The sequence below is a fragment of the Chloroflexia bacterium SDU3-3 genome, assembly GCA_009268125.1.
Classification (GTDB): domain Bacteria; phylum Chloroflexota; class Chloroflexia; order Chloroflexales; family Roseiflexaceae; genus SDU3-3.
On record WBOU01000007.1, the window covers coordinates 78,706 to 103,616 of the forward strand.

Annotated in this window: 24 protein-coding genes; 9 read left to right on the forward strand and 15 right to left on the reverse strand. The window is 62.5% G+C overall.

Annotation, left to right across the window (positions count from 1 at the left end; genetic code table 11):
• Positions 1-44: 44 nt before the first annotated feature.
• Together recF and F8S13_13305 are read right to left on the reverse strand one after the other, a co-directional pair.
• Complete coding sequence (gene recF / locus F8S13_13300; protein KAB8142531.1) at positions 45-1,226, reverse strand: DNA replication/repair protein RecF; 1,182 nt, start codon at positions 1,224-1,226, stop codon at positions 45-47.
• Between the two features lie 18 nt (positions 1,227-1,244).
• On the reverse strand, positions 1,245-2,288 hold the full coding sequence (locus tag F8S13_13305; GenBank protein KAB8142532.1) for a type 2 isopentenyl-diphosphate Delta-isomerase: 1,044 nt from the start codon (positions 2,286-2,288) through the stop codon (positions 1,245-1,247).
• 434 nt (positions 2,289-2,722) lie between these two features.
• On the opposite strand from F8S13_13305, the gene F8S13_13310 reads away from it, so the two are divergent.
• The 4 genes from F8S13_13310 (at position 2,723) to arsM (ending at position 5,344) form a co-directional block, all read left to right on the forward strand.
• On the forward strand, positions 2,723-3,475 hold the full coding sequence (locus tag F8S13_13310) for a peptidylprolyl isomerase (GenBank protein ID KAB8142533.1): 753 nt from the start codon (positions 2,723-2,725) through the stop codon (positions 3,473-3,475).
• A 143-nt stretch (positions 3,476-3,618) separates the two neighbouring features.
• Positions 3,619-3,984, forward strand: coding sequence for a winged helix-turn-helix transcriptional regulator (locus F8S13_13315; GenBank protein KAB8142534.1), 366 nt, complete (start codon positions 3,619-3,621; stop codon positions 3,982-3,984).
• Between the two features lie 43 nt (positions 3,985-4,027).
• On the forward strand, positions 4,028-4,474 hold the full coding sequence (locus tag F8S13_13320) for a GNAT family N-acetyltransferase (protein ID KAB8142535.1): 447 nt from the start codon (positions 4,028-4,030) through the stop codon (positions 4,472-4,474).
• Positions 4,475-4,528: 54 nt separating this feature from the next.
• Positions 4,529-5,344 carry an arsenite methyltransferase gene (gene arsM, locus F8S13_13325; GenBank protein KAB8142536.1) on the forward strand — a complete coding sequence of 272 codons (816 nt, stop codon included), beginning with the start codon at positions 4,529-4,531 and terminating at the stop codon, positions 5,342-5,344.
• A 130-nt stretch (positions 5,345-5,474) separates the two neighbouring features.
• Here arsM and F8S13_13330 read toward each other — a convergent pair whose 3' ends face one another.
• Together F8S13_13330 and F8S13_13335 are read right to left on the reverse strand one after the other, a co-directional pair.
• Positions 5,475-5,951, reverse strand: coding sequence for a hypothetical protein (locus tag F8S13_13330; GenBank protein KAB8142537.1), 477 nt, complete (start codon positions 5,949-5,951; stop codon positions 5,475-5,477).
• 132 nt (positions 5,952-6,083) lie between these two features.
• On the reverse strand, positions 6,084-6,416 hold the full coding sequence (locus tag F8S13_13335) for a hypothetical protein (protein KAB8142538.1): 333 nt from the start codon (positions 6,414-6,416) through the stop codon (positions 6,084-6,086).
• Between F8S13_13335 and F8S13_13340 the strand changes: the two genes are divergently transcribed.
• Positions 6,415-6,573: a helix-turn-helix transcriptional regulator gene (locus tag F8S13_13340; protein KAB8142539.1), complete on the forward strand. Its 159-nt coding sequence runs from the start codon at positions 6,415-6,417 to the stop codon at positions 6,571-6,573. The genes F8S13_13335 and F8S13_13340 overlap by 2 nt on opposite strands.
• 140 nt (positions 6,574-6,713) lie before the next feature.
• On the opposite strand, the gene F8S13_13345 is transcribed toward F8S13_13340, so the two are convergent.
• The 11 genes from F8S13_13345 to rpsA form a co-directional block, all read right to left on the reverse strand.
• Positions 6,714-8,837: a hypothetical protein gene (locus F8S13_13345; GenBank protein KAB8142540.1), complete on the reverse strand. Its 2,124-nt coding sequence runs from the start codon at positions 8,835-8,837 to the stop codon at positions 6,714-6,716.
• Between the two features lie 99 nt (positions 8,838-8,936).
• The gene (locus F8S13_13350; GenBank protein KAB8142541.1) at positions 8,937-9,563 is read right to left on the reverse strand and encodes a hypothetical protein; all 627 of its coding nucleotides are present in this window, start codon (positions 9,561-9,563) and stop codon (positions 8,937-8,939) included.
• On the reverse strand, positions 9,560-12,514 hold the full coding sequence (locus F8S13_13355; GenBank protein ID KAB8142542.1) for a hypothetical protein: 2,955 nt from the start codon (positions 12,512-12,514) through the stop codon (positions 9,560-9,562). The genes F8S13_13350 and F8S13_13355 overlap by 4 nt, the downstream gene beginning before the upstream one ends.
• Before the next feature lie 254 nt (positions 12,515-12,768).
• The gene (locus tag F8S13_13360; protein KAB8142543.1) at positions 12,769-13,452 is read right to left on the reverse strand and encodes a hypothetical protein; all 684 of its coding nucleotides are present in this window, start codon (positions 13,450-13,452) and stop codon (positions 12,769-12,771) included.
• A 125-nt stretch (positions 13,453-13,577) separates the two neighbouring features.
• A complete protein-coding gene (locus F8S13_13365; protein KAB8142544.1) occupies positions 13,578-14,354 on the reverse strand; it encodes a hypothetical protein in 777 nt (258 codons plus the stop codon).
• A 73-nt stretch (positions 14,355-14,427) separates the two neighbouring features.
• Complete coding sequence (locus tag F8S13_13370) at positions 14,428-14,685, reverse strand: hypothetical protein (GenBank protein KAB8142545.1); 258 nt, start codon at positions 14,683-14,685, stop codon at positions 14,428-14,430.
• Positions 14,682-15,158, reverse strand: a complete 477-nt coding sequence (locus F8S13_13375) for a D-tyrosyl-tRNA(Tyr) deacylase (GenBank protein KAB8142546.1) — start codon at positions 15,156-15,158, stop codon at positions 14,682-14,684. Before F8S13_13375 ends, F8S13_13370 begins: the two co-directional genes overlap by 4 nt.
• 20 nt (positions 15,159-15,178) lie before the next feature.
• Positions 15,179-16,297 (reverse strand): twitching motility protein PilT, encoded by a 1,119-nt coding sequence (locus F8S13_13380; protein KAB8142547.1) that lies wholly within the window; start codon positions 16,295-16,297, stop codon positions 15,179-15,181.
• Entirely contained in the window at positions 16,294-17,670 is a 1,377-nt protein-coding gene (gene radA / locus F8S13_13385; protein KAB8142548.1) for a DNA repair protein RadA, read from the reverse strand. The genes F8S13_13380 and radA overlap by 4 nt, the downstream gene beginning before the upstream one ends.
• Before the next feature lie 181 nt (positions 17,671-17,851).
• Positions 17,852-20,419: an ATP-dependent Clp protease ATP-binding subunit gene (locus F8S13_13390; protein KAB8142549.1), complete on the reverse strand. Its 2,568-nt coding sequence runs from the start codon at positions 20,417-20,419 to the stop codon at positions 17,852-17,854.
• Positions 20,420-20,616: 197 nt separating this feature from the next.
• Complete coding sequence (rpsA, locus tag F8S13_13395) at positions 20,617-21,813, reverse strand: 30S ribosomal protein S1 (GenBank protein ID KAB8142550.1); 1,197 nt, start codon at positions 21,811-21,813, stop codon at positions 20,617-20,619.
• Positions 21,814-22,390: 577 nt separating this feature from the next.
• Between rpsA and F8S13_13400 the strand changes: the two genes are divergently transcribed.
• The 4 genes from F8S13_13400 (at position 22,391) to F8S13_13415 (ending at position 24,886) form a co-directional block, all read left to right on the forward strand.
• Positions 22,391-23,014 (forward strand): hypothetical protein, encoded by a 624-nt coding sequence (locus tag F8S13_13400; protein KAB8142551.1) that lies wholly within the window; start codon positions 22,391-22,393, stop codon positions 23,012-23,014.
• Complete coding sequence (locus tag F8S13_13405; protein ID KAB8142552.1) at positions 22,995-23,951, forward strand: hypothetical protein; 957 nt, start codon at positions 22,995-22,997, stop codon at positions 23,949-23,951. The genes F8S13_13400 and F8S13_13405 overlap by 20 nt, the downstream gene beginning before the upstream one ends.
• A 3-nt stretch (positions 23,952-23,954) precedes the next feature.
• Positions 23,955-24,194, forward strand: coding sequence for a hypothetical protein (locus tag F8S13_13410; GenBank protein KAB8142553.1), 240 nt, complete (start codon positions 23,955-23,957; stop codon positions 24,192-24,194).
• A 95-nt stretch (positions 24,195-24,289) separates the two neighbouring features.
• Entirely contained in the window at positions 24,290-24,886 is a 597-nt protein-coding gene (locus tag F8S13_13415; GenBank protein ID KAB8142554.1) for a nicotinate-nucleotide adenylyltransferase, read from the forward strand.
• The last annotated feature ends 25 nt before the right edge of the window (positions 24,887-24,911 follow it).

Genomic DNA, 24,911 nt, shown 5'->3' on the forward strand with positions numbered 1-24,911 from the left:
GGTGGTACTCGCTGTGTCGCTTGGGTCACTGCCGCGCAGGCGGCCTATGATGAGGGGTACAGCCTGCCCTGCTCGACGCGGATGGTGCGCGCGTGGCTCAGAAAGCTGGCGTCGAAGTCGCCAGTGCCCGTGGCGGTGATCAGGGTCTGCTGGTCGGGGCGCAGGATGGTGGCCAGCAAGTGCAGCCGCCGCTCGGCGTCCAGCTCCGATAGCAGGTCATCCAGCAGCAGCACCGGCGACTCGCCGCTGCGCTCGCGCATCAGCTCGGCCTCGCCCAGTTTGAGCGCCAGCGTGGCGGCGCGCTGCTGCCCGCGCGAGCCGTAGGTGCCGATGCTGATGCTCCCAACCTGCAGCTGCAGATCGTCGCGGTGTGGCCCCACCAGGGTCTGCCCGCGCCCCACCTCGTCCTCGCGGATGCGCTGCAGGTGGGCGCTGAAGGCCCGCTCGATCTGGCGCTCGTCGGCGCCCTCGGGCAGTGGCACGCTGCTCTGATAGGTGGCGGCCAGCGGCTGCTGCCCCGCGCTGATCTGGCAGAACAGCGGGCCGATCAGCGTGTTCAGGTGGCGCACGGCCTGCAGCCGCTCGTGCAGCACATAGGCCCCGGCCAGCGCCAGCTCGCGATCCCAGAAGGCCAGCTCGTCGTCGCTGGCGCGGTACGACCGCCTGCCCTCGCGCCACGAGCGCAGCAGCGAGTTGCGCTGCTGCACGATCTTGTTGTAGTGCGAGAGCGTGCGCACATAGCGGCCATCCAGCTGCGAGAGCGTGATGTCGAGGTAGCGGCGGCGCTCGGAAGGCCCGCCTGACACCAGCACTAGGTCGGCGGGTGTGAACAGCACCACGCGCAGGTTGCCCACCAGATCGAATGCGCGCACCGCCTTACGGTCGACGCGCACCGTCTTGATCGAGGTGTTGGTCAGCTGGCCCTCGTCGTCGGCGCGGCGCTGCACCAGCACCTCCAGCCGCACCCCGCCGTCGCGGCGCTGCACCTCGCAGAGCATGCGTGCGAAGGGTGGCACGCCGATGTCGCCTGCGGCGTCCCAGCGCACGATCTCGCGGTCGGCCCCGGCGCGCGGCGAGCGCGTGGTGGCCAGGTAGAACAGCGCCTCCAGGATGGTGGTCTTGCCAGCGGCGTTTGGGCCGTAGAATAGCGTGATCCCTGGCTCCAGCGCCAGATCGAGACGGGCGTAGTTGCGGAAGTCCGATAGGTTGAGGTGGGTGACGTGCATAGCGTTTTGATCTAGCCGCTAGGCGGCCTGCTCCAGCTGAAGCGAGCGCAGCGCGGCGATATCGCCGCAGCCAGCGCAGAACATGGCGATCCGCAGCTCTTGGATGAAGCCCGCGAGCACGGCGATCGCGCCCTCGGAGTCGGCGCTGCTGCCCTGGCTCACGGCGGCCAGGGCGGGCTTGGCGGTGCCGCACAGATCCGCGCCCAGCGCGATGGCCTTGGCCACATCCACGCCGTTGCGGATGCCGCCCGAGCCGATCAGCGGGATGCTGGGCAGCGCGGCGCGCACCTGGCGGATGGCCTCGGTGGTGGGGATACCCCAGCCCGCGAAGGCGGTGGCCACGGTCGCGCCAGCGTCGCTCTTCTGGCGGAACCGCTCGACCTCGCTCCAGCTGGTGCCGCCCGCCCCGGCCACATCGATCACCTGCACGCCCACATCCACCAGCCGCCGCGCCGTCTTCGGCCCGATGCCGTTGCCCACCTCTTTCACGATCACCGGCACGCTCACGTGGCGGCAGATCTGCTCGATCTTGTGCAGCAGGCCCTTGAAGTTGGTGTTGCCCTCGGGCTGCACCGCCTCCTGCAGGGGGTTGAGGTGCAGGATCAGCGCGTCGGCCTCGATCATGTCTACTGCGCGCTGGCACTCGGCCACGCCGTAGCCGTAGTTCAGCTGCACCGCGCCGAGGTTGGCCAGCAGCGGGATGCTGGGGGCCAGCCTGCGCACCTGGTAGGTGAAGGCCAGCCGCTGCTCGTGGATGGCGGCCCGCTGCGAGCCGACGCCCATGGGCACGCCCAGCAGCTCGGCGGCCTCGGCCAGCGCCATGTTGATGCTGGCCACATCGGTAGCGCCGCCGGTCATCGAGCTGATCAGCAGCGGCGCGCGGATGGGCTTGCCCAGAAATGTGGTGCTGGTGTCGATCTCGGCGAGGTCGAGGTCGGGCAGCGCCTCGTGGGGTAGCCGGTAGGAAGCGAAGCCGGTGGTGATCCCCTTGGCCTGCACGTCCTGATCGAGCACGATACGCACATGGTCGCGCTTGCGGCTGATGGTGTCTTCTTGCTCCATCTCGGTACCTCTTGATGCCAGACGCACTCGGCAAGTATGCTCTGCGATGTGCATGTGGGGCGAAATGCCAGGGTATTGATGATCGTGCGGTGGATCAGCACGCAGTATAGCATACCTTGCCCTACCACCCTACGCTCGTATGTTCGTGCGATCTGGCCAATGCATGCTCGTTCGGTGGAACGTTTTTACCACGAAGACGCCAAGATGCTAAGGGAACACAGGGCTCAGATCGGCCCTAATTTTACCTGGCCATGTGGCGAAGGGGCTGCGCTAGCGGGCCGTATGCTCGCTCGCTGTGGCTAGGATTCATCGATTGCTTACCTATGCCACATGATCGCGATTGCGAGGTTAGGGTATAATACGCGCTGGAATCAGGTGGGCGCGCAGCACGCGACCTACAGGATAGGCCTTGTTGAAGAAGGAGCGATTGTTCTGTGACAAAATCATCCGCACCGAAGAATGCTAGTCCGTCGCTTGGCGCGATCCTCTCTGCGCTGATCGTGGTGGCGGTGTTTGTGGTCCTTGGCTTCGTGCTCGTCAACTCGCGCGGCGGCACGGCGGCCACCCCCACGACGGTGGCCAGCGATGCCACCGCCGTGGCCGCAGCCGACGCCACTGCCGCGCCCGCCCCAGGCGATAACCAGATCGACCCGGCGGTGGCGGCCCGCAACGACAAGTATGCTAGCAGCGGCGCTCCGGCGATGTCGATCGACCCCAAGAAGACCTACATCGCCACGATCACCACCCCGCGCGGCGATATCGAGGTGAAGCTGCGCCCCGACATCGCGCCCGAGACGGTGAACAACTTCGTGTTCCTGGCCCGCGATGGCTACTACGACGGCGTCACCTGGCACCGCGTGCTCCCGAACTTCATGGCCCAGACCGGCGACCCCACCGGCACCGGCGCTGGCGGCCCTGGCTACACCATCAAGGACGAGTTCTCGCCCAGCATCTCGTTCGACAAGCCGGGCTTCCTGGCCATGGCCAAAACCAGCGCGCCGAACTCGGCTGGCTCGCAGTTCTTTATCACCACCGCCCCGGCCACCTGGCTGGATGGCGGCTACACCATTTTTGGCGAGGTGACGAAGGGCCAGGAGATCGTGGATGCCATCCCCCTGCGCAACCCGGATGAGAACCCCACCACGCTTGGCGAGAAGCTGATCAAGATCACGATCAGCGAGTCCTAGCGGCTGGTAGGCGCTAGCACCTGGGCGCGTCGCTCGCAAGGGCGGCGCGCTTTTCTTTTTGAAAATGGCTTGCCTAGTATATTGACAACCTTCGATATATATGCTACGCTTCCTCCATCGAGATCGGAGAGGATGCGAGTACTATGGCGAAGCGAGAGATCATCCCTATTGTTTCTGCGGCCACCCGCTGCTGCAGCGCGGATACCAGCGCGCTGCCCAGCCCCGAGCTAGCCGCGCAGCTGAGCGCCGATTTTCAGATGCTGGCGCACCCCATCCGCATCCAGATCCTCACGCTGCTGGCGCAGAGCGATGGCCAGGTGTGCGTCTGCGAGCTTGAGGCGGCGCTGCCCGTCAAGCAGCCCACGGTCTCGCACCACCTGCGGCTGCTGCGCGAGGCCGGCTTTATCGACTGCGAGCGCCACGGGCAGTGGGCCTACTACTTCATCAAGCGCGATGTGATGGCGGCAGTGCGCGAGCGCGTGATGGCCCAGCTGGCGGCGCTGGGGTAGTTTTTTTGCGTCGTATATTGAACTTTATCGATATGGAGGGCCTATGATTCAGATCGATCGGGCGTGCGAGGCCGATCTGCCCGCCATCGAGGCGCTGCTGGTGGCCTGCGGCCTGCCGACCGATGGCCTGGCCGCACACCTCGGCGGTGCGCTGGTGGCTAGGGCCGAGGGCGTGGTGGTGGGCAGCGCCGCCCTTGAGCTGTATGGGGGCGAGGCCGCGCTGCTGCGCTCGGTGGCGGTGGCCCCGGCGTGGCGCGCCGCCGGGGTGGCGCGGCAGCTGATCGTGGCGGTGGCCCAGCTGGCCAGCGCGCACGGCGTGGCCCAGCTGTACCTGCTCACCACCACCGCCGAGGGCTACTTTCCGCGCTATGGCTTCACCAGGGTCGCGCGCGAGCAGGTGCCCGCCGCGCTCGCGCAGTCGGTCGAGTTTACCTCGGCGTGCCCGCTCAGCGCCACGGTGATGGTAGGCGCGGTGTCGCCGCTGCTCTAAGGTCGCTTTTTTTTCTCGAATATATCGAAGCATATCAATATAGGAGAACCCACAATGGACGAATCGATCAAGTCGGCGGTGCGCGAGCACTATGGGAAGGCTATCCAGTCGGCAGGCTCGTGCTGTGGCGGCGGCAGCAGCTGCTGCGGGGATGATCAGCGCACCGAGGTGCTGCTCTACGGCCAGCAGGCGCTGGCCAGCCTGCCGAGCGAGGTGGTGACGACATCGTTTGGCTGCGGCAACCCGCTGGCGATCGCCAGCCTACGCCCCGGCGAGGTGGTGCTGGATCTTGGCTCGGGCGGCGGGCTGGATGTGATGCTGGCGGCGCAGCGTGTGGGCGCGCAGGGCTACGTCTACGGCCTGGATATGACCGACGAGATGCTAGCCACCGCCCGCCGCAACATCGAGCGGGCTGGTGTGGCGAACGCCGAGTTTTTGAAGGGTGAGATCGAGGACATACCGCTTCCCAATGCCAGCGTCGATGTGATCATCTCCAACTGTGTGATCAACCTCTCGCCCGATAAGGCCCAGGTGCTGCGCGAGGCCCAGCGGGTGCTGCGCCCCGGCGGGCGGCTGGCGGTCTCGGACATTGTGGTGGATGGCGACTTGAGCGATCTGCCGGTGGATGAGGCTACGCTGCGCAGCGCGCTGAGCTGGGTCGGCTGCATCGCGGGGGCCATCCCGCAGGCCGAGTACACGCGGCTGCTGGCCGAGGCCGGCTTCGAGAACATTGATATGACGGTGAAGCACCGCTACACGATCGAGGATCTGGGCGAGATCCCCGAGCAGCTTGCTACGCTCGACCCCGTGCTGCTGGGCCAGATCGCCCAGCGCTTCGTCTCAAGCGCGATCAGCGCCCAGAAGCAGTAGCGGGCGCGCATAGCGCTGCTTCTCTCGCGTAGCGGCTAGGTATATCTCTTTGCATGCCTCGGCCACATCACTCATGGGCCGGGGCATCCTTTCGGATATAGCTGCACTCGATTTTGCGCAGAATCATGTTTTACTTCCAAACCGATCCAGCCCCGAGCCGTAGATGATTATCAGTACCTACCATATAGAAAGTAGTGTCTTTTTTTAGATTATTACGCCGGTTATCCCCTTCTAGGCTTATCTCGATAGTATCACCCACATGGAATATATTATCAAAGCTAATTATAATGCCGTTGCTATCATTTGCTGATTTATTACAATCAATATTTCCTATACTTTGATGAGATTTGAAATTGCTTATATCTTCTTCGATAGAAACAGATACGTTATAATATACTTCTGATCCTAAGCATGTGACATATAGAACAATTTTTGGATTATCACCCTTCATGATAAGTTCTAAATCGCCAATTTTTGTCACAGTATGTGGCTGCGCGATGGGGGCAGCTTGCTTCCAGGAGGAACCGCCCTGGGTAGTATTAGAACATGAAGATGAGAGTATAAGAACAGCAGCGAGTAACATGATTCTATATGCATAGTGTGTCATTATAGGCTCCTTGTACATTTTATAATAATGTGGTTTTATTCTTAGTAAATATGAAAAAGCAAATATAGATAGCAAGCTGCAAGGCTTTGCTATAGCTTTGCAGCTTGCTATCTTTTATTCAACCAGGCAGACCTACGCGACTTGCCAGATTGAGTAGCTTACGCCTTTAAACTCAAAAGCTTGACCCGATCCAGCTTTGTAAGAGTCGCCAATCCAAGGATCGAACCACACATCATAATCTGTAACAGCATGCTTATGGTAGGCATCAATTTCCCAAGTAGTATTAGGAGGCATATTCAGTGAATACTGATAGCTGTTACTTCCTGTGAGTGTAACATCAAAGCCAATACCAGCGGTAACTACTTGAGCAGTTACACCAACATTGGCATTGAAAGAATGACTCCAACTATATTGCGATGTAAGGCCTAAAGTAGCCTGGCAACAAGCAGGCGCATGACCGGACATGGCAGGAGTATTACATATTAGTGAGCGTACTGTCCATAGCCATATACATAGCATCTTGGCTAAACTCAATGTGCATAGCCGCGCAGAGGCAATAGCTTACCTCTATCAATCAAGTATTTATGTTCCGCCAGATAAATCGCGAGAGGTTGGTGGATGAAAATCTAAAAAATTAACGTAATACTACAAAAGATGTTCTGTATATGTGGGTCAATCATTTTCTGGTGCTTAAGGTGCCATGCACAAAGGAAGGGCGGCACACGTGCCGCCCTTCCTTTGTGCTATCTGTTGTGTTCTCTCTCACTTGCGGCCAAACAGCCCGCGCTTCTTGGGCTGCTCGACCGACTGCCGCAGCCGGTCGAGTCCGCCGCCACCCTCCTGCTGGGTTGGCTCCGACGGCGGCGGGGCGGTGGGGATGACCGCCACCGCAGTGATCGGCTCCTCTTCCTGCTTGCCCTTCTTGCCGCGCTTTTTCTTCTTACCATCGTCCTCTGGTGCTGCCGCTGGGGGCGGGGACGCGGCGATTTTGGCATCCACCGGCTGGGCGGTGGGCTGCTCCTCGTGCTCGGGGGCTGCCGGGAAGGTATTGATCTCCATGATCTCGCGTAGCGGCTCGGCGGCCTCGTAGGGCATCGTGCCGCTCTCGGCCCCCAGGGCCACCAGCCACTCCCAGAGCGCGCGCTGCCGATCCAGGGGGGCGATCGGCAGGCGCAGCGGCCTGCCGCGTGCGTCGATCACCACGCCCAGCGCGCTGCCGCTGATGTCCGCCGGGCCGGTCTCGATCGAGGCCCCGGGTGCATTGCCGCCGATCCGCACGCCGCCTGCGGGCTTTAGGATGAGCTGACCCTTCTGGCCCTGCGGCAGATCCAGCCGGGCGATCTGGCCATGGTTCACCGTCACCGTCTGCTCGCCGCCGCCCACGGTGCGCAGCGTGGCCTCAACCGCCAGCTCGCCGCTGCGGCCCGGGCCTAGCGCCACCACGCAGGTAGCCAGCGGCATGTTGCGCAGCAGATCCTGCTCGATCAGCGAGAGCGCTCCCTCGGCATCGCTGGGGGCCAGCGCGCCTGCGGTGTTCACCAGTCCCAGGGTGTCGAGGTAGATGTCGATAGCGCGCTCGTCGGCCAGTGGCTGCAGCGCATCCAGCAGCGTCAGCAGCGCATAGCCGGGGTGGGGCGCGTGCGAGAGCACGCCGCCGCTGGCCAGCACGAAGTCGAAGGGCGCGCCTGGGCGCTCGTCGAACAGCGCTGCGGCGGTGAGCGCCACCGCCTCGCGGGCCACCGCGTGCTCGATCATCACATCCTCGCGGCTGGTGGGCACCAGCTGGGGGCGCAGCTGCTTGTTCAGCAGGCTGTGCAGCATGTCCTGATCGCTGATCGGGAAGGGCAGCCAGCGCATGAAGGCCGATGTGCCGCGCTCGGCCACCAGATGCCCCACGCCATAGCCGCTGCCGATAGCGCCAAGCACCGCCGCGCTAAACGCACCCTGGCTGGAGAGCAGCGCGCTGGTGCTGGCCGAGCCGAGGTCGATAGCCAGGATGTTCCTGCCGTAGAAATCGGCCAGGAAGCGGGTGATCAGGCCTGCGGCATCGGTGGTGGTGCGGATGGGCACTGTGCTGACCCGCCGCAGATTCTGCAGGCCGGGCATGCGGCGCAGGATGCGCTCGGTGTAGAGCTTGGTGAGCGCCTTGCGGGTCGGTGCGAGGTTGGCCTTATCCAGCGACGGGCGCAGGTTCTCGACCACGATCGGCTCGGCCTTGTTCGCCAGCGACTCGACGACCTGCTCGCTAGCCCTGCTGTTGCCGGCGTAGATCACGGGGCGCACCGTCACATCGTGGCGCGACTGCCCGTCGGCATCTACCCGCGCCGAGAGCGCCGTGAGCCCGATGATATGCGCCAGACGCACCAGTGAATCCTGCGCGCCCTGCTCAAGGCCACCCGCCAGGATGACCACATCGGGGTTCAGGCCGATCATGCGCTGGACCTGCCGCTCGATCCACGAGTAGTCGCCGGTGGCCACGCTGTGCTCGGTCGCGTCGTTCAGCGTGATCGTCTGCAGCACCACCGAATTGACGGCGCGGCTGGCGTGCAGCGCGCTGCGGGCCGAGATATCGCTTGAGACCGCAGTGACCACGATCGCCATCGGCCCCGCCGCGCTGGTGACGGTGATCAGGTGGTCGATGCCGTCGCCATCATTTGTCCGAGGCATCAGCAGATTCTCGCCCAGCAGCAGCTGTCGCCCAGTCAGATCGCTGATCGCTGCGGCAGCCTGGATGATCGAGACCATCACATCGCTATGCGGCGGCTCATAGGTGCTGGGCACCTCGGCCTGGGCGATCAGGCGCAGCTGGCCCGCCACGTGGTCGGTGAGAGTCGCACGGGTGGTCACGCTGCCGATATCGATGATAAGTGTCGCAGAATTTGGCATAGATCTCGTTTTCACCAGAACATGTGCCTTGGTGCGGGCAATGCGCCCGCACCAAGGCACTAGCGATGTTTGACTCCATCCGCTCGGCGCGCGGTGGGCCTACCAGGTGATCAGGAAGCGCACGCGCTCGCTCAGCGCCGCGAGGTAGGTCTGCACCGCGCTGGCGAAGAAGAAGCCGAATGCGATCATGAGCACCCAGTGGCCCAGCACCGCTGCCCGCTGCACCAGCTGGCCGACGGGCGTTTTCTGATTGGTGGTGAAGTAGAAGCGGCAGAGCACCGCCACGGTGCCGATGGCCAGCACGGCGACGCCAGCGATCTGGCTGATATCTTGGCCGGCAGCTTGGGCGCTTGCGCGGATCTGCGGTACGAGCGTGCCCACCATTGCACCGCCAGCGGCCAGCGCGGCGCCCACGCCGAACACGAGCGAGAGCGGGATATTGGCCAGCCACGAGTAGCGCTGGTCGGTGGTGATGCGCGGCAGCAGCAGCACGCCAAGCACCAGGGGGACGGCGTAGAGCGTCAGGGTGGTGGCGCTCAGGTTGCTGGCCGTGGCCAGCACCGCGCGCTGCAGCACCTCTTGGTAGGCCACCACGAAGGCCAGCCCCAGCGAGACGCCGACAAACAGGTATTGCGCCACACGAAAGAAGGGGTTATCCCCAAAGATCCGGCTTAGAACCATCACGGTCAGCAGCGCGGCGATAATTTGAGCGATCAGCTGGGTCATGCTTTTCTCCGTCGCGTCGCATCGACGATGGCAGCAACAATAGCTCCGACGAGCAGCAGGCTGACGAAGGCGATCATTCCCAGGCGTAGCTGCCCAGTCTCGACCGCTGCCGTGCCCTGGGCATCGCCGCGCAGCGCGGCATAGGCTAGGGCGCCCGGCGCCCCCACTAGCCCAAACACGTGCGGCTGCCGCTGGTATGGTTCGGAGGCCGGTGCGGCTTCGGCGGTCATCAGGGTGGCGAAAGGTACATCGGGCGCGGCCTGGTAGATCTGCTCCATCCAGCTCTGGATGTCGGACTGATCGTCGGCCAGCAGCATGATCATGGAGAAGTTCTTCAGGCTGGTCAGCGGCGTGTTGGTGCCGGTGGATGTTCCGAGCGCCAGCGGGCTGCTGGTCATATCCTCGCCCTGGAAGTCGGCGTTGAGCGTGTTGCCAAAGTTCTGCGCCAGCGATCGCAGGGCCAGCTCGCCGCCGGGCTGGTACCCCAGCAGCAGGTAGTCGATGCCGCTCGGGCGGTACTGCGCAGCGCTCAGCTTATCGCGTAGATCGTATAGCAGCAGCGATCCTTGCGGGTCGGTGCTCACGAGCACGAGCTTGACTTTCTGCTCGATCAGCTGGCCGACCACGCTTTGCTCCAGCGGTCGTAGCTCGGCCACTCGGCGCGCATCCCAGTCGTAGCCGATCAGCACCACATCGTTTGGCCCGAGCTTGCTGATCTGCTCGTGCAGCGCCTGGGCTTTGGTATCTGCCGCTGGGGCCTGCAGCTGGCTTGTTAGTGCGGGCACCAGCGCTCCCGCCAGCAGCACGGCGATCAGCAGCAGGTAGAGCACGCGATCGACGCTCAGGATCGAGCGGGTAGCTGGGGCCTTGGGCTCCTCTTGGCTGGCTGCCCGCGCTGGCTGCGGGTCACGGGCGATCCGCTCAAGCAGCGCGATGGCCTGCAGCTGCGACTCGGTCTTGACCGGGTTTGGCGGCGGCGCGAAGCGCGTGGTGACGACGGCCTGGGGTGTAGGGGCCTGCTCCTCTTCCTCGGTCGATCCGAGCTTGGTGAGCCAGTCGAGCGCCTTGCTCTCGGCCACCTTCTCGGGGGTGGCCTTCTGCTCGGGCTGGCGCAGCCACGCGGGCAGATCGGCTGCGCCGAAGAAGTTGGAATCGCTCTCGGCCTGCTCTGGCTCCGCCGCTGGCTCTGGCTCATCGAACCAGCCGCCGACTGCGGGCTGCGCTGGGTCTGCCGCAGGCTGCGGATCGGGCGCTGGCTGCTGTGCCTGGGCCGCCAGCGTGCTTTCGATCTCCGGGTCGAGCGTGGCGCCTTTCAGCCAGGGTGGCAGATCCTGCTCGCCAGGGCTGGATGCGCTGGGCATCGGCGCGCCGCTCTCGTCGCGCAGCCAAGGTGGCAGATCTTGGCCTCCGCCAAGTGGTTCGGGCGCTGGCTTGGGTGCTGGCTCGGGCGCTGGTGCTGGCTTGGGCGCTGGTGCGGCTGGCTCGGCCTGCACGCCGCGCATCCATGCTGGCAGGGTCTCATCCATCGGCTGCGGCGAGGCGGTCTCCGCCTCGCGGAGCCAGTCGGGCACCTCGGGCGCGCCCTGCGGCTGGCTGGCACCGGCGGGCGACTCAAGCCAGTCGGGTGTGGCTGGCTCCGGCTGCTGCCGTGGCGGTGTGTCGATCGGCAGAGCCGACTCGCTTGCCTGCAGCCAGGAGGGGACGCTCTCGTCGCGGCCTGGCTCAGTCGGCTGGGACGCCTCCTGCAGCCAGGAGGGGACGCTCTCGTCGCGGCCTGGCTCAGTCGGCTGGGACGCCTCCTGCAGCCAGGAGGGGACGCTCTCGTCGCGGCCTGGCTCAGTCGGCTGGGACGCCTCCTGCAGCCAGGATGGCGTTCCTGTTCCAGATGCCAGCAGCGGACTCTGCTCGGCGTCGTCGATACTTTCTTGTAGCCAGGGGGGGAGATCTTCACCACTGCTTGCTGCATCGTTGGCTGGCGGCAGGCTGCTAGGTGCCTCCCAGCTTGGTACGTCGCTGGATGCCGTGTCCTCAGTAGCGCTGGAGAGCCAGCTCGGCGCGTCGCTGGATGCTGTGTCCTCAGTAGCGCTGGAGAGCCAACTCGGCGCGTCGTTATCAGATAGGTCTTCGGCGGGCTGATTAGGCTGCGGTCGCGCGGGCTGCTCGCTGGCGCTAAACCAGTCAGCGGTGCCACCTGCCGAGTCATCGCTGCCAAGCCATGCGGGCGGGCCGCTTTGTGGTGCCGGTGTGCTGCTGCCGCCCATGCCCTCGAAGCTGAAGGGCTCTATCGTCGGCTCTTCATCCGTACCTTCCATTGCGGCCTTGACATCGTCCATTGGGATGTCGTTGAGCCAGTCGTTGATGTCAAGCTTCTCTGTCGCGTAGCCTGTTTGCTCAGCTGTAGGAGTGGGGTCATCCCATAGGGTAGGCGTGGTGGGCTGCGCGGGTTCGGCTGCCACATTCCAGCTACTGCTCTCTGGTGCTGGCTCCTCGGGCTGTTCGGCCATGGCCTTCAGCCAATCCGGCACTTCCTCCGGACGGTCAAGGGGTGGATCTGCTGCGCGGGTGCTCGGCTCTGGTGCCTGCTCGCTTATGCCCTGCAGCCAGTCGGGGACGGTCTCCTCAGCCTGGGGCGCGGGGGTAGCCGCCGACTCGCGGAGCCAGTCGGGGACGGTCTCCTCAGCCTGGGGCGCGGGGGTAGCCGCCGACTCGCGGAGCCAGTCGGGGACAGCCTCCTCAGCCTGGGGCGCGGGGGCAGCCGCCGACTCGCGGAGCCAGTCGGGGACAGCCTCCTCAGCCTGGGGCGCGGGGGTAGCCGCCGACTCGCGGAGCCAGTCGGGGATGGTCTCCTCAGCCTGGGGCGCGGAGGTAGCCGCCGACTCGCGGAGCCAGTCGGGAAGCGTCTCGCTTTGCTGAGGCGCAGCCGGGCTAGCCCCGCTTAGCCAGTCGGGCACCGCATTGCTAGGTGCGCTAGCATCGCTGGGCGCCGCCTGCCAAGATGCCGCACGTTCGGCGTGGCCCGCCTGCGATGCTGGTTTCGGCGGCAGCGGCTGATCGCGCAGCCATGGAGGTAGGTTTGTGTTTGTATCAGATGGATCGCGGTTCACCGCTTATACCCTTATTATCAAGGAGGGCAGAACACAGAGGCTAGTCGTATGAGAAGACGATCTGCGATCTGTACCTGCGATCTCGCATCTTCAAGCGTAAGCTACCGGTCAAGAAATGGCTGATCGAACCCAAGCAGCACTCGTATGCCGGCAACTAATGCGCCGATGGCACTGCCCAACAGCAGCCCGCGTGCACCCGCTAGAACAAGGTAATCGTTGATCCAGGCAATGCTCGACCCCACAAATGGCAGCATATCCAGGGATGGCACAGCGGTGATCAGAAGCACCACCAGCGCCACCACCACGATGACGATCGCGTCGAGGCTGCGCTTGCGCACGGCGCGCAGCGCGGCGCTCAGGCTAAAAAAGGCCAGCAGCGCCAGAAACGACGATGCGAGCGGCTGATAGACCGTATTAAAGATGGCGCGAATGGGTTTTTCGATCAGGCTGCGCGGCAGCACAAACCCGGTGCTCCCATCATCCGAGAACACGGGTGAGAAGATCGTGCCGACGATGATCGTGATCAGCATGGCGGCCAGCAGCAGCACGCTATAGCCCCAGTCCGAGTCGCGCTTTCTGATCCGCCCAACGTGGCTCGTGACCACGTTGATCAGTCCGACTACCAGGGCTACTGCCGTCACAATAGCAGCCCAGTTCACCAGCAGCTGGGCGATGCCTCCTACCTGCGGGAGTGATATGACAAGGTCGATGAGAACAATCAACCCTGCGACGCCAGCGATGATCGTTGCCAGCAGCCGTTTTGGATCGCGGAAGAGAGAAGACATAGAACTCGTCTTTTTCGCGGTGATGCTGGGTATCAACACGCATAAGCACCAAAGAAGCAGACGGCAGCCTTAGTTGCTGCACGATCTGCTTACGCCTCAGGAGTGCGTATTGTAAACCAGATCATCTAGAACTGTACACCGAGCAGTCCCATCACAGTGGCCGCAATGATCGCGATGATCGTGATGGTGCGAAGCAGATCCTGGGTGAGCAGCCGCGCCTGCGGCGCTGTGGCCCGCGAGAGATACGCCTCGGCGGCGAAGATCTCCTCGCCGATCAGCGTGCCCTCGCATGTGAGGTAGGTCAACGGCTGCGGGGTGGTGCTGGTTGCCCCCGCCATCTGGGCCACGCCGGCCTGCGCACCCACCTCGCCCGCCAGCAGAAACTCTTCGCCGAAGCTGCCAAGCATCTGGCTGGCCTCAAGCTGCTGCCGCCCGTAGATGGTGGTCATGCCCGAGGCATAGGCCATAGGGTCTTGCTGGGCCAGCATCTGCACATTCACTGGGTCGTAGTCTTGGCCAAACCCAGCCTGCTGGTACGCCTGGCGCAAGAAGCCGCGCTGGGCCAGGTGCGCCACCGCGTCGCCACTGCTGGCCAGCACCGGCGCGCCGTTGAAGGCCGCCTCGGTGGCCACCCGCTCGGCTGCCAGCAGCCCCGCGACGGTTGCCGCCGTGCTGGATCGGCTACCGATCGAGCCGCTCCCCGGCGAGACATGGATCGCGCGCCCGGTCTCCGCACCGCGCTCTAGCGCTCGCCGCATGATTGCAAGCGCAGGGATCGATCGCCGCTCGATGCGCTGTTTCCCAGATATAGCGCGGGCATGGTGGAGAAGCGTGATAAGCGCGATGACGAAAATCGCAGCCAGAGAAAAAATCGAGAGGATTGTCTGAAGCGGTATATTCAAGAGGGCCTCGCACAATTCTTTACAACGGCAGGCCGGGCAATGGCTTTGAGTGTATCCTAAAAGAAAACGTTTGTCAACACTCCGGCTGATCGACCATCCGTCGTAAAGAGTGCCAGCTCTGCTCATCCCCTAGCGCGCCCAGGTAGCGCTGCCAGCCGCTGTTTGGCGCAAAGGGCTGCGCAAAAAGTGCCACCTGGCTAGCTAGCATCGCCACTGGCTCAACCGCCTCAAGGATCATACAGGCCACCCCCGCCAGCTGCTGGCGGCGGATCTGCGCCGCCAGCTCGCTTAACGTTTGCTCACGATCTTGGTTTTGCTGGCTGGGGTTCATTCCTGCACCCCGCTGCGGCGCGGCTCGCGCAGGCTATCGGTGTCCAGCATGATCGTCACAGGGCCATCGTTGATCAGCGCCACATCCATATGTGCGCCGAATTGCCCGGTGGCGGTGGGCAGCCCCATGCCCCGCAGCGCCTCGCAGAAGTCGCGCACCAGCGGCTCGGCTTGCTCGGGGCGGGCCGCGTCGGTGAAGCTGGGCCTGCGCCCGCGCCGGGTGTCGGCGTAGAGCGTGAACTGTGAGACCACCAGCACGCTGCCGCCCACATCGATCAGCGAGCGGTCAAACTTGCCATCGGCATCAGCAAAGATCCGCATCTGCGCGATCTTCTCTGCGAGGCTGCGGGCCTCATCCGGGCTGTCGCTATGCCCTACGCCTAGCAGCACCAGCAGCCCCTGCCCGATCTCGCCCACGATCTGCTGCTCGACCGTGACCGATGCCTTCTGTACCCGTTGGATGATCGCGCGCATAGGGTGAGTCTTTTCCTGCTCTAGGGGGCTGGGGTCTCCTGCACCCGCGGGCCTCTGGCCATGTCGCTCTTGCTGGTGGATAGGTGCGCAAACACGATCCGGCCGGTTTGGGTCTGGTGCACCCGTGTGACAGTGGCGCTCACCTCTTTGCCCACCAGCTTTCGCGCATCTTCGACGACGATCATTGTACCATCTTCCAAAAAGGAGATCCCCTGATCGCGCTCGCGCCCCACATCGCGGATAACCACATACAGGTCTTGGCCTGGGATCACGGGCGGTCGCACCGCATCGGCCAGCTGGTTCAGGCTTAGCACCTGCACGCCCTGCAGCTTGGCCACGCGGCCAAGGTTGTAGTCATTCGTGATCAGCGGACTCTGGTACTGTTGCGCCAGCGCGATCAGCCGGTTGTCGACCGGCTCGTTGCTGTTCAGCTCGGTGTCGATCACCTCGACATCCATCTTGCCATCTTTCTGCATCTCGTTGAGGATCTCTAGCCCGCGCCGCCCTTTGCCGCGCCGCATATCATCCGACGAGTCAGCCAGCGTCTGCAGCTCGTTGAGCACGAAGCGCGGCACCAGTAGCTTCCCCTCTAAAAATCCGGTTTCGCTGACCAGCGCGATCCGCCCATCGATGATCGCCGAGGTGTCCAGCAGATGGCGGCGCTGGTGCCCGATCGCGTCCAGGAGCTGCGGTGGCACCACCACCGGGCGGGTCTTTGGCCCACGTATAATCGCGATCAGATCCTGTCGCCGACCAGCCACTAGGATCGCCCCCGCGTAGCCTAGGCCGATCGCCACGACGATCGGGATGAACTGGCCAAGCGGCGCGGGCAGGTAGCCGATGGGGATCGCGAGCAGCAGCGCGAAAAAGAGGCCGAGCAGCGCACCGAGGGTCAGCCCGATCAGCTCTTCGATCGAGATCGTCTTGACATAGTGGATGACCTGCTGGAGCGGCTCAAGGGTCCAGCGATGGGTGGTCAGCAGCCCAAGGCCTGCGCCCGCCAGCGTCAGCAGCTGGATGGCGGTGGCCTCGGTGGGGCCAGGCTGGGTGTTGGCAAAGGTGGTGCCGAGCCAGTTCCCCACGAAGGCGAGCGCCAGCATGCCCGCGATCCGCACCAGAAAGTTGAGGCTGATTTTCATTGTTCACCAACGAGCGCCTGATCGATGGCCTCGATCACGGAGCGTGCCTCAATGATCCGCATGCCATCGATAGGCGATGGGGCTGCCCCGCTGGGGATAACCGCGCGGGTGAACCCCAGCTTGGCGGCCTCCGACAGCCGCCGCTCAAGCTGGCTCACGCTGCGTAGCTCGCCAGAAAGCCCGATCTCACCGATAAGCGTCAGATCAGAGGTGATCTTCTTATTCTTGAATGATGATGCGATGACCGCGGCTACCGCCAGATCGGCTGCTGGCTCGCTGATCCGTAGCCCACCGACGATATTGACATACACATCTTGGTTGAAGAGCGGTAGCCCCACGCGCTTAGAGAGGACGGCGATCAGCATCAGTAGGCGGTTCATGTCAAAGCCGTTGGCGGTGCGACGCGGCTGGGCGCTGGCGGTGGCCGCGGTCAGCGCCTGCACCTCCACCAGCAGCGGGCGCGAGCCTTCGAGGGTCACTGCCACCGCCGAACCGGGGGTGCCCACGCTGCGCTCGGCCAAGAACACCTGCGATGGGTTGGGAACCTCCATCATCCCCAGCTGGGTCATCTCGAACACGCCAACCTCGTTGGTCGAGCCGAAGCGGTTTTTAACCCCGCGTAGCAGCCGGTACTGGTGAAAGCGCTCACCCTCAAGGTAGAGCACCGCATCGACGATATGCTCAAGCACACGCGGCCCGGCGATAGCGCCCTCTTTGGTCACATGCCCCACCAAGAACATGGGGATATTGGTCTCTTTGGCCAGCCGCAGCAGCCGCAGTGCGCCCTCGCGCACTTGGCTCACGCTGCCCGCCGCCGAGGTGATATCTTCAAGATAGACAGTCTGGATGGAGTCGACGATCACCAGCCGTGGTCGTATCTGGGCTATCTGGGTCAAGATGGCATCGAGGCTGGTCTCGCCATACACCAGCAGCTCCTGTGGGTCGATGCCCATGCGCTGGGTGCGCAGCTTGATCTGGTGTACCGACTCTTCTGCCGAGATATAGAGCGCAGGGCCGACCGCATCGGCGAAGTGGGCCGCCACCTGGGTGAGCAGGCTCGATTTGCCGATGCCGGGGTCACCGCCAACCAAGATCAGGCTGCCCGGCACCAAGCCGCCGCCCAGCACGCGTGCGAACTCGTCGCCGAGCACCGGCAGCCGCTCGAACTCACCTGCCGATACATCGCGCAGCAGCACAGGGCGTCCGAAGTTTTCGGTGCCGATGCCGCCGCCGCGCCCTTTTACTGCCGCTTCTTTCCGCTCCACCTGCTCCACCAGGCTGTCCCAGGTGCCGCAGTCGGGGCACTTCCCCATCCAGCGCGATTGCTGTGAGCCACATTGTTGGCAGATAAAAATAGTGCGTGTTTTTGCCAATTTGATTCTCGTTCCTACCAAGAAAAAGTGCCTCGACCATTTTGTTAATTATACCATGTAGGAATGTATGCCCAGCGCTTATTTGGCTTATTGGTGCATTAGAATGCCGGGATACAGACAAAGCCGCTAGGGATGAATCTCCCTAACGGCTTTGCAGAAAAGGCGTGGCAGAGAGTGGACGCTAGGCCACCGGCTCTGGCTCTGGCTCGTGGGCCTCTGGGTTGGGCTCGACCTCGCTCATCGGGCGCAGCCGCAGGTAGGTCTCGCCGTTTTCAATAGTAGCGGTGTCGACCACCACGGTATCGCCTGCCTTGAACCGACCCTCCAGGAAGCCTTCGGAGAGCGGATCTTCGATCAGGTTGGTGATGATCCTGCGCAGTGGGCGTGCGCCAAACGCCGGGTCGTAGCCGCGCTTGGACAGCAGTTCGTACGCGTCGTCGTGTAAATTCAGGATGATGCCATGCTCACCAAGCTGCCGCTCAACGCGCTTGATCATGATCGTCGAGATCTGGCGGATCTCCTGGTTGGTCAGCGGGTGGAAGATAATCTTCGCATCCACACGGTTCAGGAACTCGGGCCGGAACATCTGCTTGAGCGAGTCATCGACCTTCTTGCGCACATCGTCGGTATCCAGATCGATGCCCGACAAGGCTGAGAAGCCGATCTTCGAGGCTCGGCGGATGTGCTCGGTGCCCACGTTCGACGTCATAATAATGATGGTATTGCGGAAGTCGACCTTGCGGCCCTTACCATCGGTCAGGTTGCCATCCTCCAGCACCTGCAACAGCAGGTTGAAGGCGTCGGGGTGAGCCTTCTCGATCTCGTCGAACAGCACCACCGAGTAAGGCTTGCGCCGCACTGAGTCGGTCAGCTGCCCACCCTCGCCATAGCCGACATAGCCAGGAGGCGAGCCAACCAGCCGCGATGTGGTATGCCGCTCCTGGAACTCGGACATATCGATCTTGATCAGGGCGTCTTCCGAGCCGAACATAAATTCAGCCAGGGCCTTGGCCAGCTCGGTCTTACCTACGCCGGTAGGTCCAAGGAAGATGAATGAGCCGATCGGGCGCTTGGGATCTTTCAGCCCAGCCCTCGCGCGTCGCACCGCCTTCGAGATCGTGACGACGGCCTCTTCTTGCCCAACCACACGCGAGTGGAGCATCTTCTCCATGTCGAGCAGGCGGGTGGTCTCGTCACCCTTGAGCCGCTTCACTGGCACGCCGGTCCACATCCCCACCACCTCGGCGATATCATCCTCGGTGACATAGGGGCGGTCGCTCACTTGGGCGTCTTTACCGATGCCCAGGTCGCCCTCAAGCTTGGCGATCTTGTCGAGCATGCGCTCCTCGCGCTCCTGAAGATCGTTGGCCAGATCGAACTGTTGATCTTCCAGGGCGGCCTCGCGCTCCTTGCGGATAGCCTCTAGGCCACGCAGGGCATCGCGCAGCGCAGGCGGCGTAGCCGAGCGGGTCATGCGCACGCGGGCCGCTGCCTCGTCGATCAGGTCGATAGCCTTATCGGGCAGGAAGCGGTCGGGCACATAGCGTGCCGAGAGCGTGGCAGCGGCCTTGATCGACTCTTCGGCGATCTGCAGCTGGTGGAAGTCCTCGTAGCGCGACTTGATACCGCGCAGGATCTCGATAGTCTCCTCGATCGACGGCTCGTCGACAGTGACTGGCTGGAAGCGCCGCTCCAGGGCCGCGTCGCGCTCGATGTACTTGCGGTACTCGTCGAGTGTGGTCGCGCCCACGGTCTGCAGCTCGCCGCGCGAGAGCGCTGGCTTGAGGATGTTGGCCGCATCCAGTGTGCCCTCAGCCCCGCCCGCCCCGATGATGGTGTGGAACTCATCAATAAAGAGGATACAGCGCGTCTCTTTGATCTCGTCGACCACACGCTTCAGGCGCTCTTCAAACTGGCCGCGGTATTTGGTGCCAGCCACCAGCGCGCCCATGTCGAGCGTGACCACACGCTTGCCCTTGATGCTGTCGGGCACGTCGCCCGCAATGATGCGCTGGGCCAGGCCTTCGACGATCGCCGTTTTGCCGACGCCTGGCTCGCCGATCAGGGCTGGGTTGTTCTTGGTGCGGCGCGAGAGAATCTGGATGACGCGCTCGATCTCGTGGCTGCGCCCGATCACCGGGTCGAGCCGCCCTGCCTCGGCCATCTCGGTCAGGTCGGTGCCCAGCGCATCTAGGTAGGGCGTCTTGCTCTGCCGTGGGGTGTTGGGGGCGCTGCCGCCGCTGCCGCCAGTGCCACCTGCGGCTGCGCTGCCCGACGATCGCTCCATCGAGCTGGTGGTGCCCTGGCGTAGCACGCGCATCACTTGGGTGCGCACCTGCTCAAGCGAGACGCCCATGATGTCGAGCACGCCAGTTGCGACGCCCTCGCCATTGCGCACCAAGCCCAGCAGCAGGTGCTCGGTGCCGATATAGTGGTGATTGAGGCGCTTGGCCTCATCGATAGCGTACTCGATAACTTTCTTGGCCCTGGCGGTCAGGTCTTGCTCTTGGCGGGTGGTTGGCTCGCCTACACCGACGATAAACTCCACCGCGTGCCGCGCCTGCGAGAGCTTTACCCCCAGGTCGTCAAGCACCCGTGCGGCCACGCCCTCGCCCTCGCGGATGAGGCCGAGGAGAATGTGCTCGGTGCCAATATAGGGATGGTTGAACGCCTTGGCTTCTTCGGTCGCGAGCTGCAGCACCTGCTTTGCTCGCTTGGTAAACTTGTCATATACGCGGTCAGATGACATTGCTGTTCTCCAGACTAGCTTACGGCGTTCCAATTCAATCTGCTGCAATCGCCTGTTGCTACACCACGGCGGCATCTTTGTCGGCAAAGGATGCCTGTGGGGTTCCGAGCGTCAGACCCAGGGCAAAAGCGGATCTGGTGGTGCTGGAGGATGAATGTGGATACCCTCGTAGTACGCAGGCGGAGCAGGAATGGATGTTATGCTTCCTCGTCGTCTGCCGTCTCTGCGTTCTCTGGGGTTCCGCCTTCATCTGGCTGGCGCATGCTCAACCCAATGCGTTTGCGCGCAGGATCGATTCGGATGATCCGCACTTCCACGGCGTCGCCTTCGGCGACAATGTCACGTGGGTGCTGGACGCGGCCATCGCCCATTTCTGAGACGTGGATCAGCCCCTCCACCCCGTCTTCGATCCGGGCGAATGCGCCGAACGAGGCGAGCTGGGTGATGGTGGCCTCAACCGTTTGGCCGAGATGGTAGCGATCGTTGACGGTGACCCATGGTTCGTTTTGGGTTCGCTTGATGGAGAGCGCAATGCGTTTCCGATCATTGTCGATCCCAAGGACATAGACTTGGACTCTGTCGCCGGGCTTGAGCACTTCGGAGGGGTGCTTGACGCGGCTCCACGAGATTTCTGAGAGGTGCACTAGCCCGTCGGCACCGCCGATATCGACAAAGGCCCCAAAATCACACACCGAGGTGACAACCCCTGTACGGATGTCGCCTTCTTTGAGTGACGTGAGCAGCTCGCCTTTTTTGCCCTCGCGTACCTCTTGGGCCGCCTGCCGCTCCGAGAGGATAAGCCGGTTGCGATTGCGGTTCAGCTCGATGACCTTGAGCGAGAGGCTTTGACCAACCAGTTTGGCCATATCGCTCTGCTTTTGGGTCTCGGGGCCACGGCTGATGGTGCTAACCTGGGAAGAGGGGACGAAGCCACGCACCCCGTCGAGGTTGACGAGCAGGCCACCTTTGTTGTAGTTGACCACCTTGGCGTCGATCACATCCCCATTTTCATAGGTTTGCTGAAGGACACGCCAGCTCTTTTCTTGGCGGGCCTTATCGACGGACAGGATGGTGCGGCCTTCTTTGTCCTCAGTCTGGAGGACAAAGACAAGCAACGTGTCGCCGTCATTGAGCGCACCCCGATCTTCCGTGGAAAGCGATTGCATTTCACGGATCGGTACGACCCCTTCTGCTTTGGCCCCAATGTTGACGAGGATTTCATCTTTGTCGATGTGCATGATGATGCCATCGACCGTATCGCCATATTGGAGGTTGCGGTAGTCGTGGGCGGGATCTGCGAGGAACTGCTCCATCAGGGCGCGTTCCTCAAGTTCTTGTGCTGATTGCGCACTCGTACCTTGTTGCGGTACGCTGGGGAGTTGCTTGTCGAGCATAGCTCGTTCTCGCTGCTGTACGGCTTCAGAAACCAGCGGACAGGCCTGTGCTACGATGTTGTGGTACCTGCACGATATTATATGCTGTCCAGATCTAAAACGCAAGGGTTAGGCCTTAATTGCGGCCTATGTGTCAAGAGTTTTTAGCGGGATTTTTGACATAAGCTGTGATATTGTGGTATAATACTTGCTCATACAAGTGTCATAATATGGATAGCTTTTGGCCTGTTGTATTAGCCTTAATGATTAACACTTTTTTGCGTTAATCGCGTAAGGCTATCTAATATCTACCATAGTTAGAGCCATCTTTTCTTATAGGCAACCGGGACCGGAGTTCTATTGTTCTTTATTAAAAAATAGTTTAATGTAGGGGAAATCATAAAATCGATATCGTTCGTAGATAGCAATATGGTATTTGCGTTTTGCTTAAAGGTTTAGATCTGAACTGTTCAGCAAAGCATTGAAACGTATCTTTTGGTTCGTGCCGACTCTTATCATCTGCCTTACTGGATGTAGCCAGCCACGCCCGCTTGTGCTTCCAACTCCGACTCTGGCTGGTTCAGAAGCTACAGCAGTAATGCCCGAGGAAACCTACCAGCCTTTGGCGGCTACCGCCGAAGGGGCGGTAGATACCAGTGTGGCTGAGATGCGTGCAACTGAAACCATTACACCAACAGCTCTTTTAGCCCCCCCCCCGGCCCTGACCCCTGAGGTCTGGATTGCCATCCCCACATCGTTGCCTCGCTCCAACAGCGCACGCTGGCTCGATCAGCAGGCTGATCGTACTACCTTTGATCAGCCGAAGCCCTATGTAGCCTCTACACCCGTAATGCTTTTCTGGTATGATCCCATTACCGGCCAACAGCTTGAGATAGGGTACCTCATTGGCGACTTTATGGCTACGGCCCAATTCGGGCTGGCGTCACGCCCAGGGGTGGTGGCACTGGAAGTGCCATACCATATCGATCAGGACTATGGCCTGACGGCAATCTCGCCTGTGGTAAAGGAGCGCATGCGGGCCGCCGGTAGCGAAGATCTGATTCAGGGGTATGTTATCCTTGATGCTGCTGTTGCGCCTGGGCAGCTGGCACCCACTGCCGAGCCAGGCGCGCTCGGATTACCAGCAATTTCTGCGTTATCGCGTCGTTTCGACGTAGCGAGCGCCTGTGAAAGGAACGGCTTTGAGCAGTCGCTATCTTAATATGGTCCGCGATCAGCGGCGGCGGCCTACGGGCTTTCAGATCACGTCAAAAACAGCCTTGACCATCCTCGCCTTTGCGGCGATGGTCTGCTCGGCCTTTTACTGGTGGGGGGTGCAGTCGGCCCTGACCGACAACCGCCTGATTGCTGCGGCCTTTACCGCGATCTTGGTGCTGGCACCTCCCGCACTTGTCTCGTTCTTGATCCCATGGTCGCCCGGCGGCATGCTGCTGCAGAAGATCAATGCCCGCACCTGGGGCTACCTGGTGGTGGTGGCCAGCGCGCTCTATCTGTTGTTCTACTCGTTCCAGCTGCAGTGGAGCTGGTGGGCAGCCCAGCCGATGACCGCTAACAGCAATCTGGTCTATCAGCAGGTGCTGATCGGCATTATTGGTTTCATTGTCATCCCCGCCCTGCTGTGGACGCCGGTGACCTCGGAGGAGCTGGTGGAGCAGGTGCGCCAGGCGCATCTCGTGAAGCGCTATGAGCTTCAGACCCAGGCCGATATCGCCATCCTGCGGGCCACGCTGCTGCGCGCCCAGGAGAAGGCGCTGATCGGCTTTGCCAACCTGACGCTGGAGGAGCGTGAGGAGCTGGCGGGCGTGATGCGCGGGCTTGTCTCGGGGATCGACCGCACCCTGCAGGAGATCGGGTCGAGCGTAAAGACGGTGAGCGGCGCGACGGTGCCCTTCAACGCGCTTGAGGATAACGACGATATCCGCGATGTGCTCGACTATATCAGCGATAGCTTGGTGAACTCCTCGTTTGCGAGCGATGCCCACGAGCCCCAGGAGATGATGCTGCCCGTGGCGTCTGCCGACGATGGCTACCAGGAGCCGCGCTACCGCGGCGAACGCGTGGCCGAGGGCGAGCGCACTACCCGCCAAGAGCGCACCCAGCCGCGCCAGCGCCCGCAGCGGCGCGGGGAGGATTGGTAAGCCATGCGGGGCCTTCTCTACTCGACTGATCAGCGCCTTCCTGAGGAAGATCTGTTTGAGCTGACTGATATCTTGGCATGCCAGATCTTCCAAAAGTTTGGCGATCGTGCGTTTCGGCTGAGCCGCCGTGATGTGGCTGAGCTTGTGGCCAGCTATATCGAGGATCTCGATGCCGAGGATCAGCGTGCCGTGCCCTGGATGGTGTGGGACCTGATCCAAGAAGGGCTGGACGCGGACATCTAAGCCAGCCGCGTTCTGTGATCGTGCTGCGAGCACTGGATGGCACAGCCTTTGTGCATCCAGTGCTCGTTTTTTTGAAGATGCTATATAATGCCCCTATGACGCGAAAGATCGGTCTTCTTGGCGGGACATTTGACCCGATCCACTATGGGCATCTGGCGCTCGCCGAGGATGTGCGGGCCGCACTTGGCCTTGATCAGCTGGTGTTTATCCCAGCGGCTCAGCAGCCCTTTAAGCGCAGCCAGCGGGTGACGCCCGCGCTCCAACGCCTAGAGATGCTGCAGCTGGCCTGTGCGGAGAACCCGCACTTTGCAATCTCGACGATCGAGCTGGATCGCGCGGGTGTCTCGTATACAGCAGTGACGCTTGAGGCGCTGCACCGCCAGCAGCTGGGCGAGCTGTTTTTTTTGGTGGGGGCCGATACGCTGATGGATATGCCGAGGTGGTATCTGGCTGGGCAGATCGCGCAGTATGCCACTGTGGTGGGCGTGCAGCGCCCTGGGGTGGTGCTTGACAGCACGCGGCTGCTGGCGCAGCTGCCTAGCCTGGCCGGGCGGCTACAGGTCTACCCCGGCCCCGATATGCATGTCTCTAGCACCGAGCTGCGTGAGCGCGTGGCCGCTGGCCGGAGCATCCGCTACTTTACGCCGGACGCGGTGGTTGAGTACATACAGATGCAAGGTCTGTACCGATAGATCTGCTGATATGCGATGGTTTCTT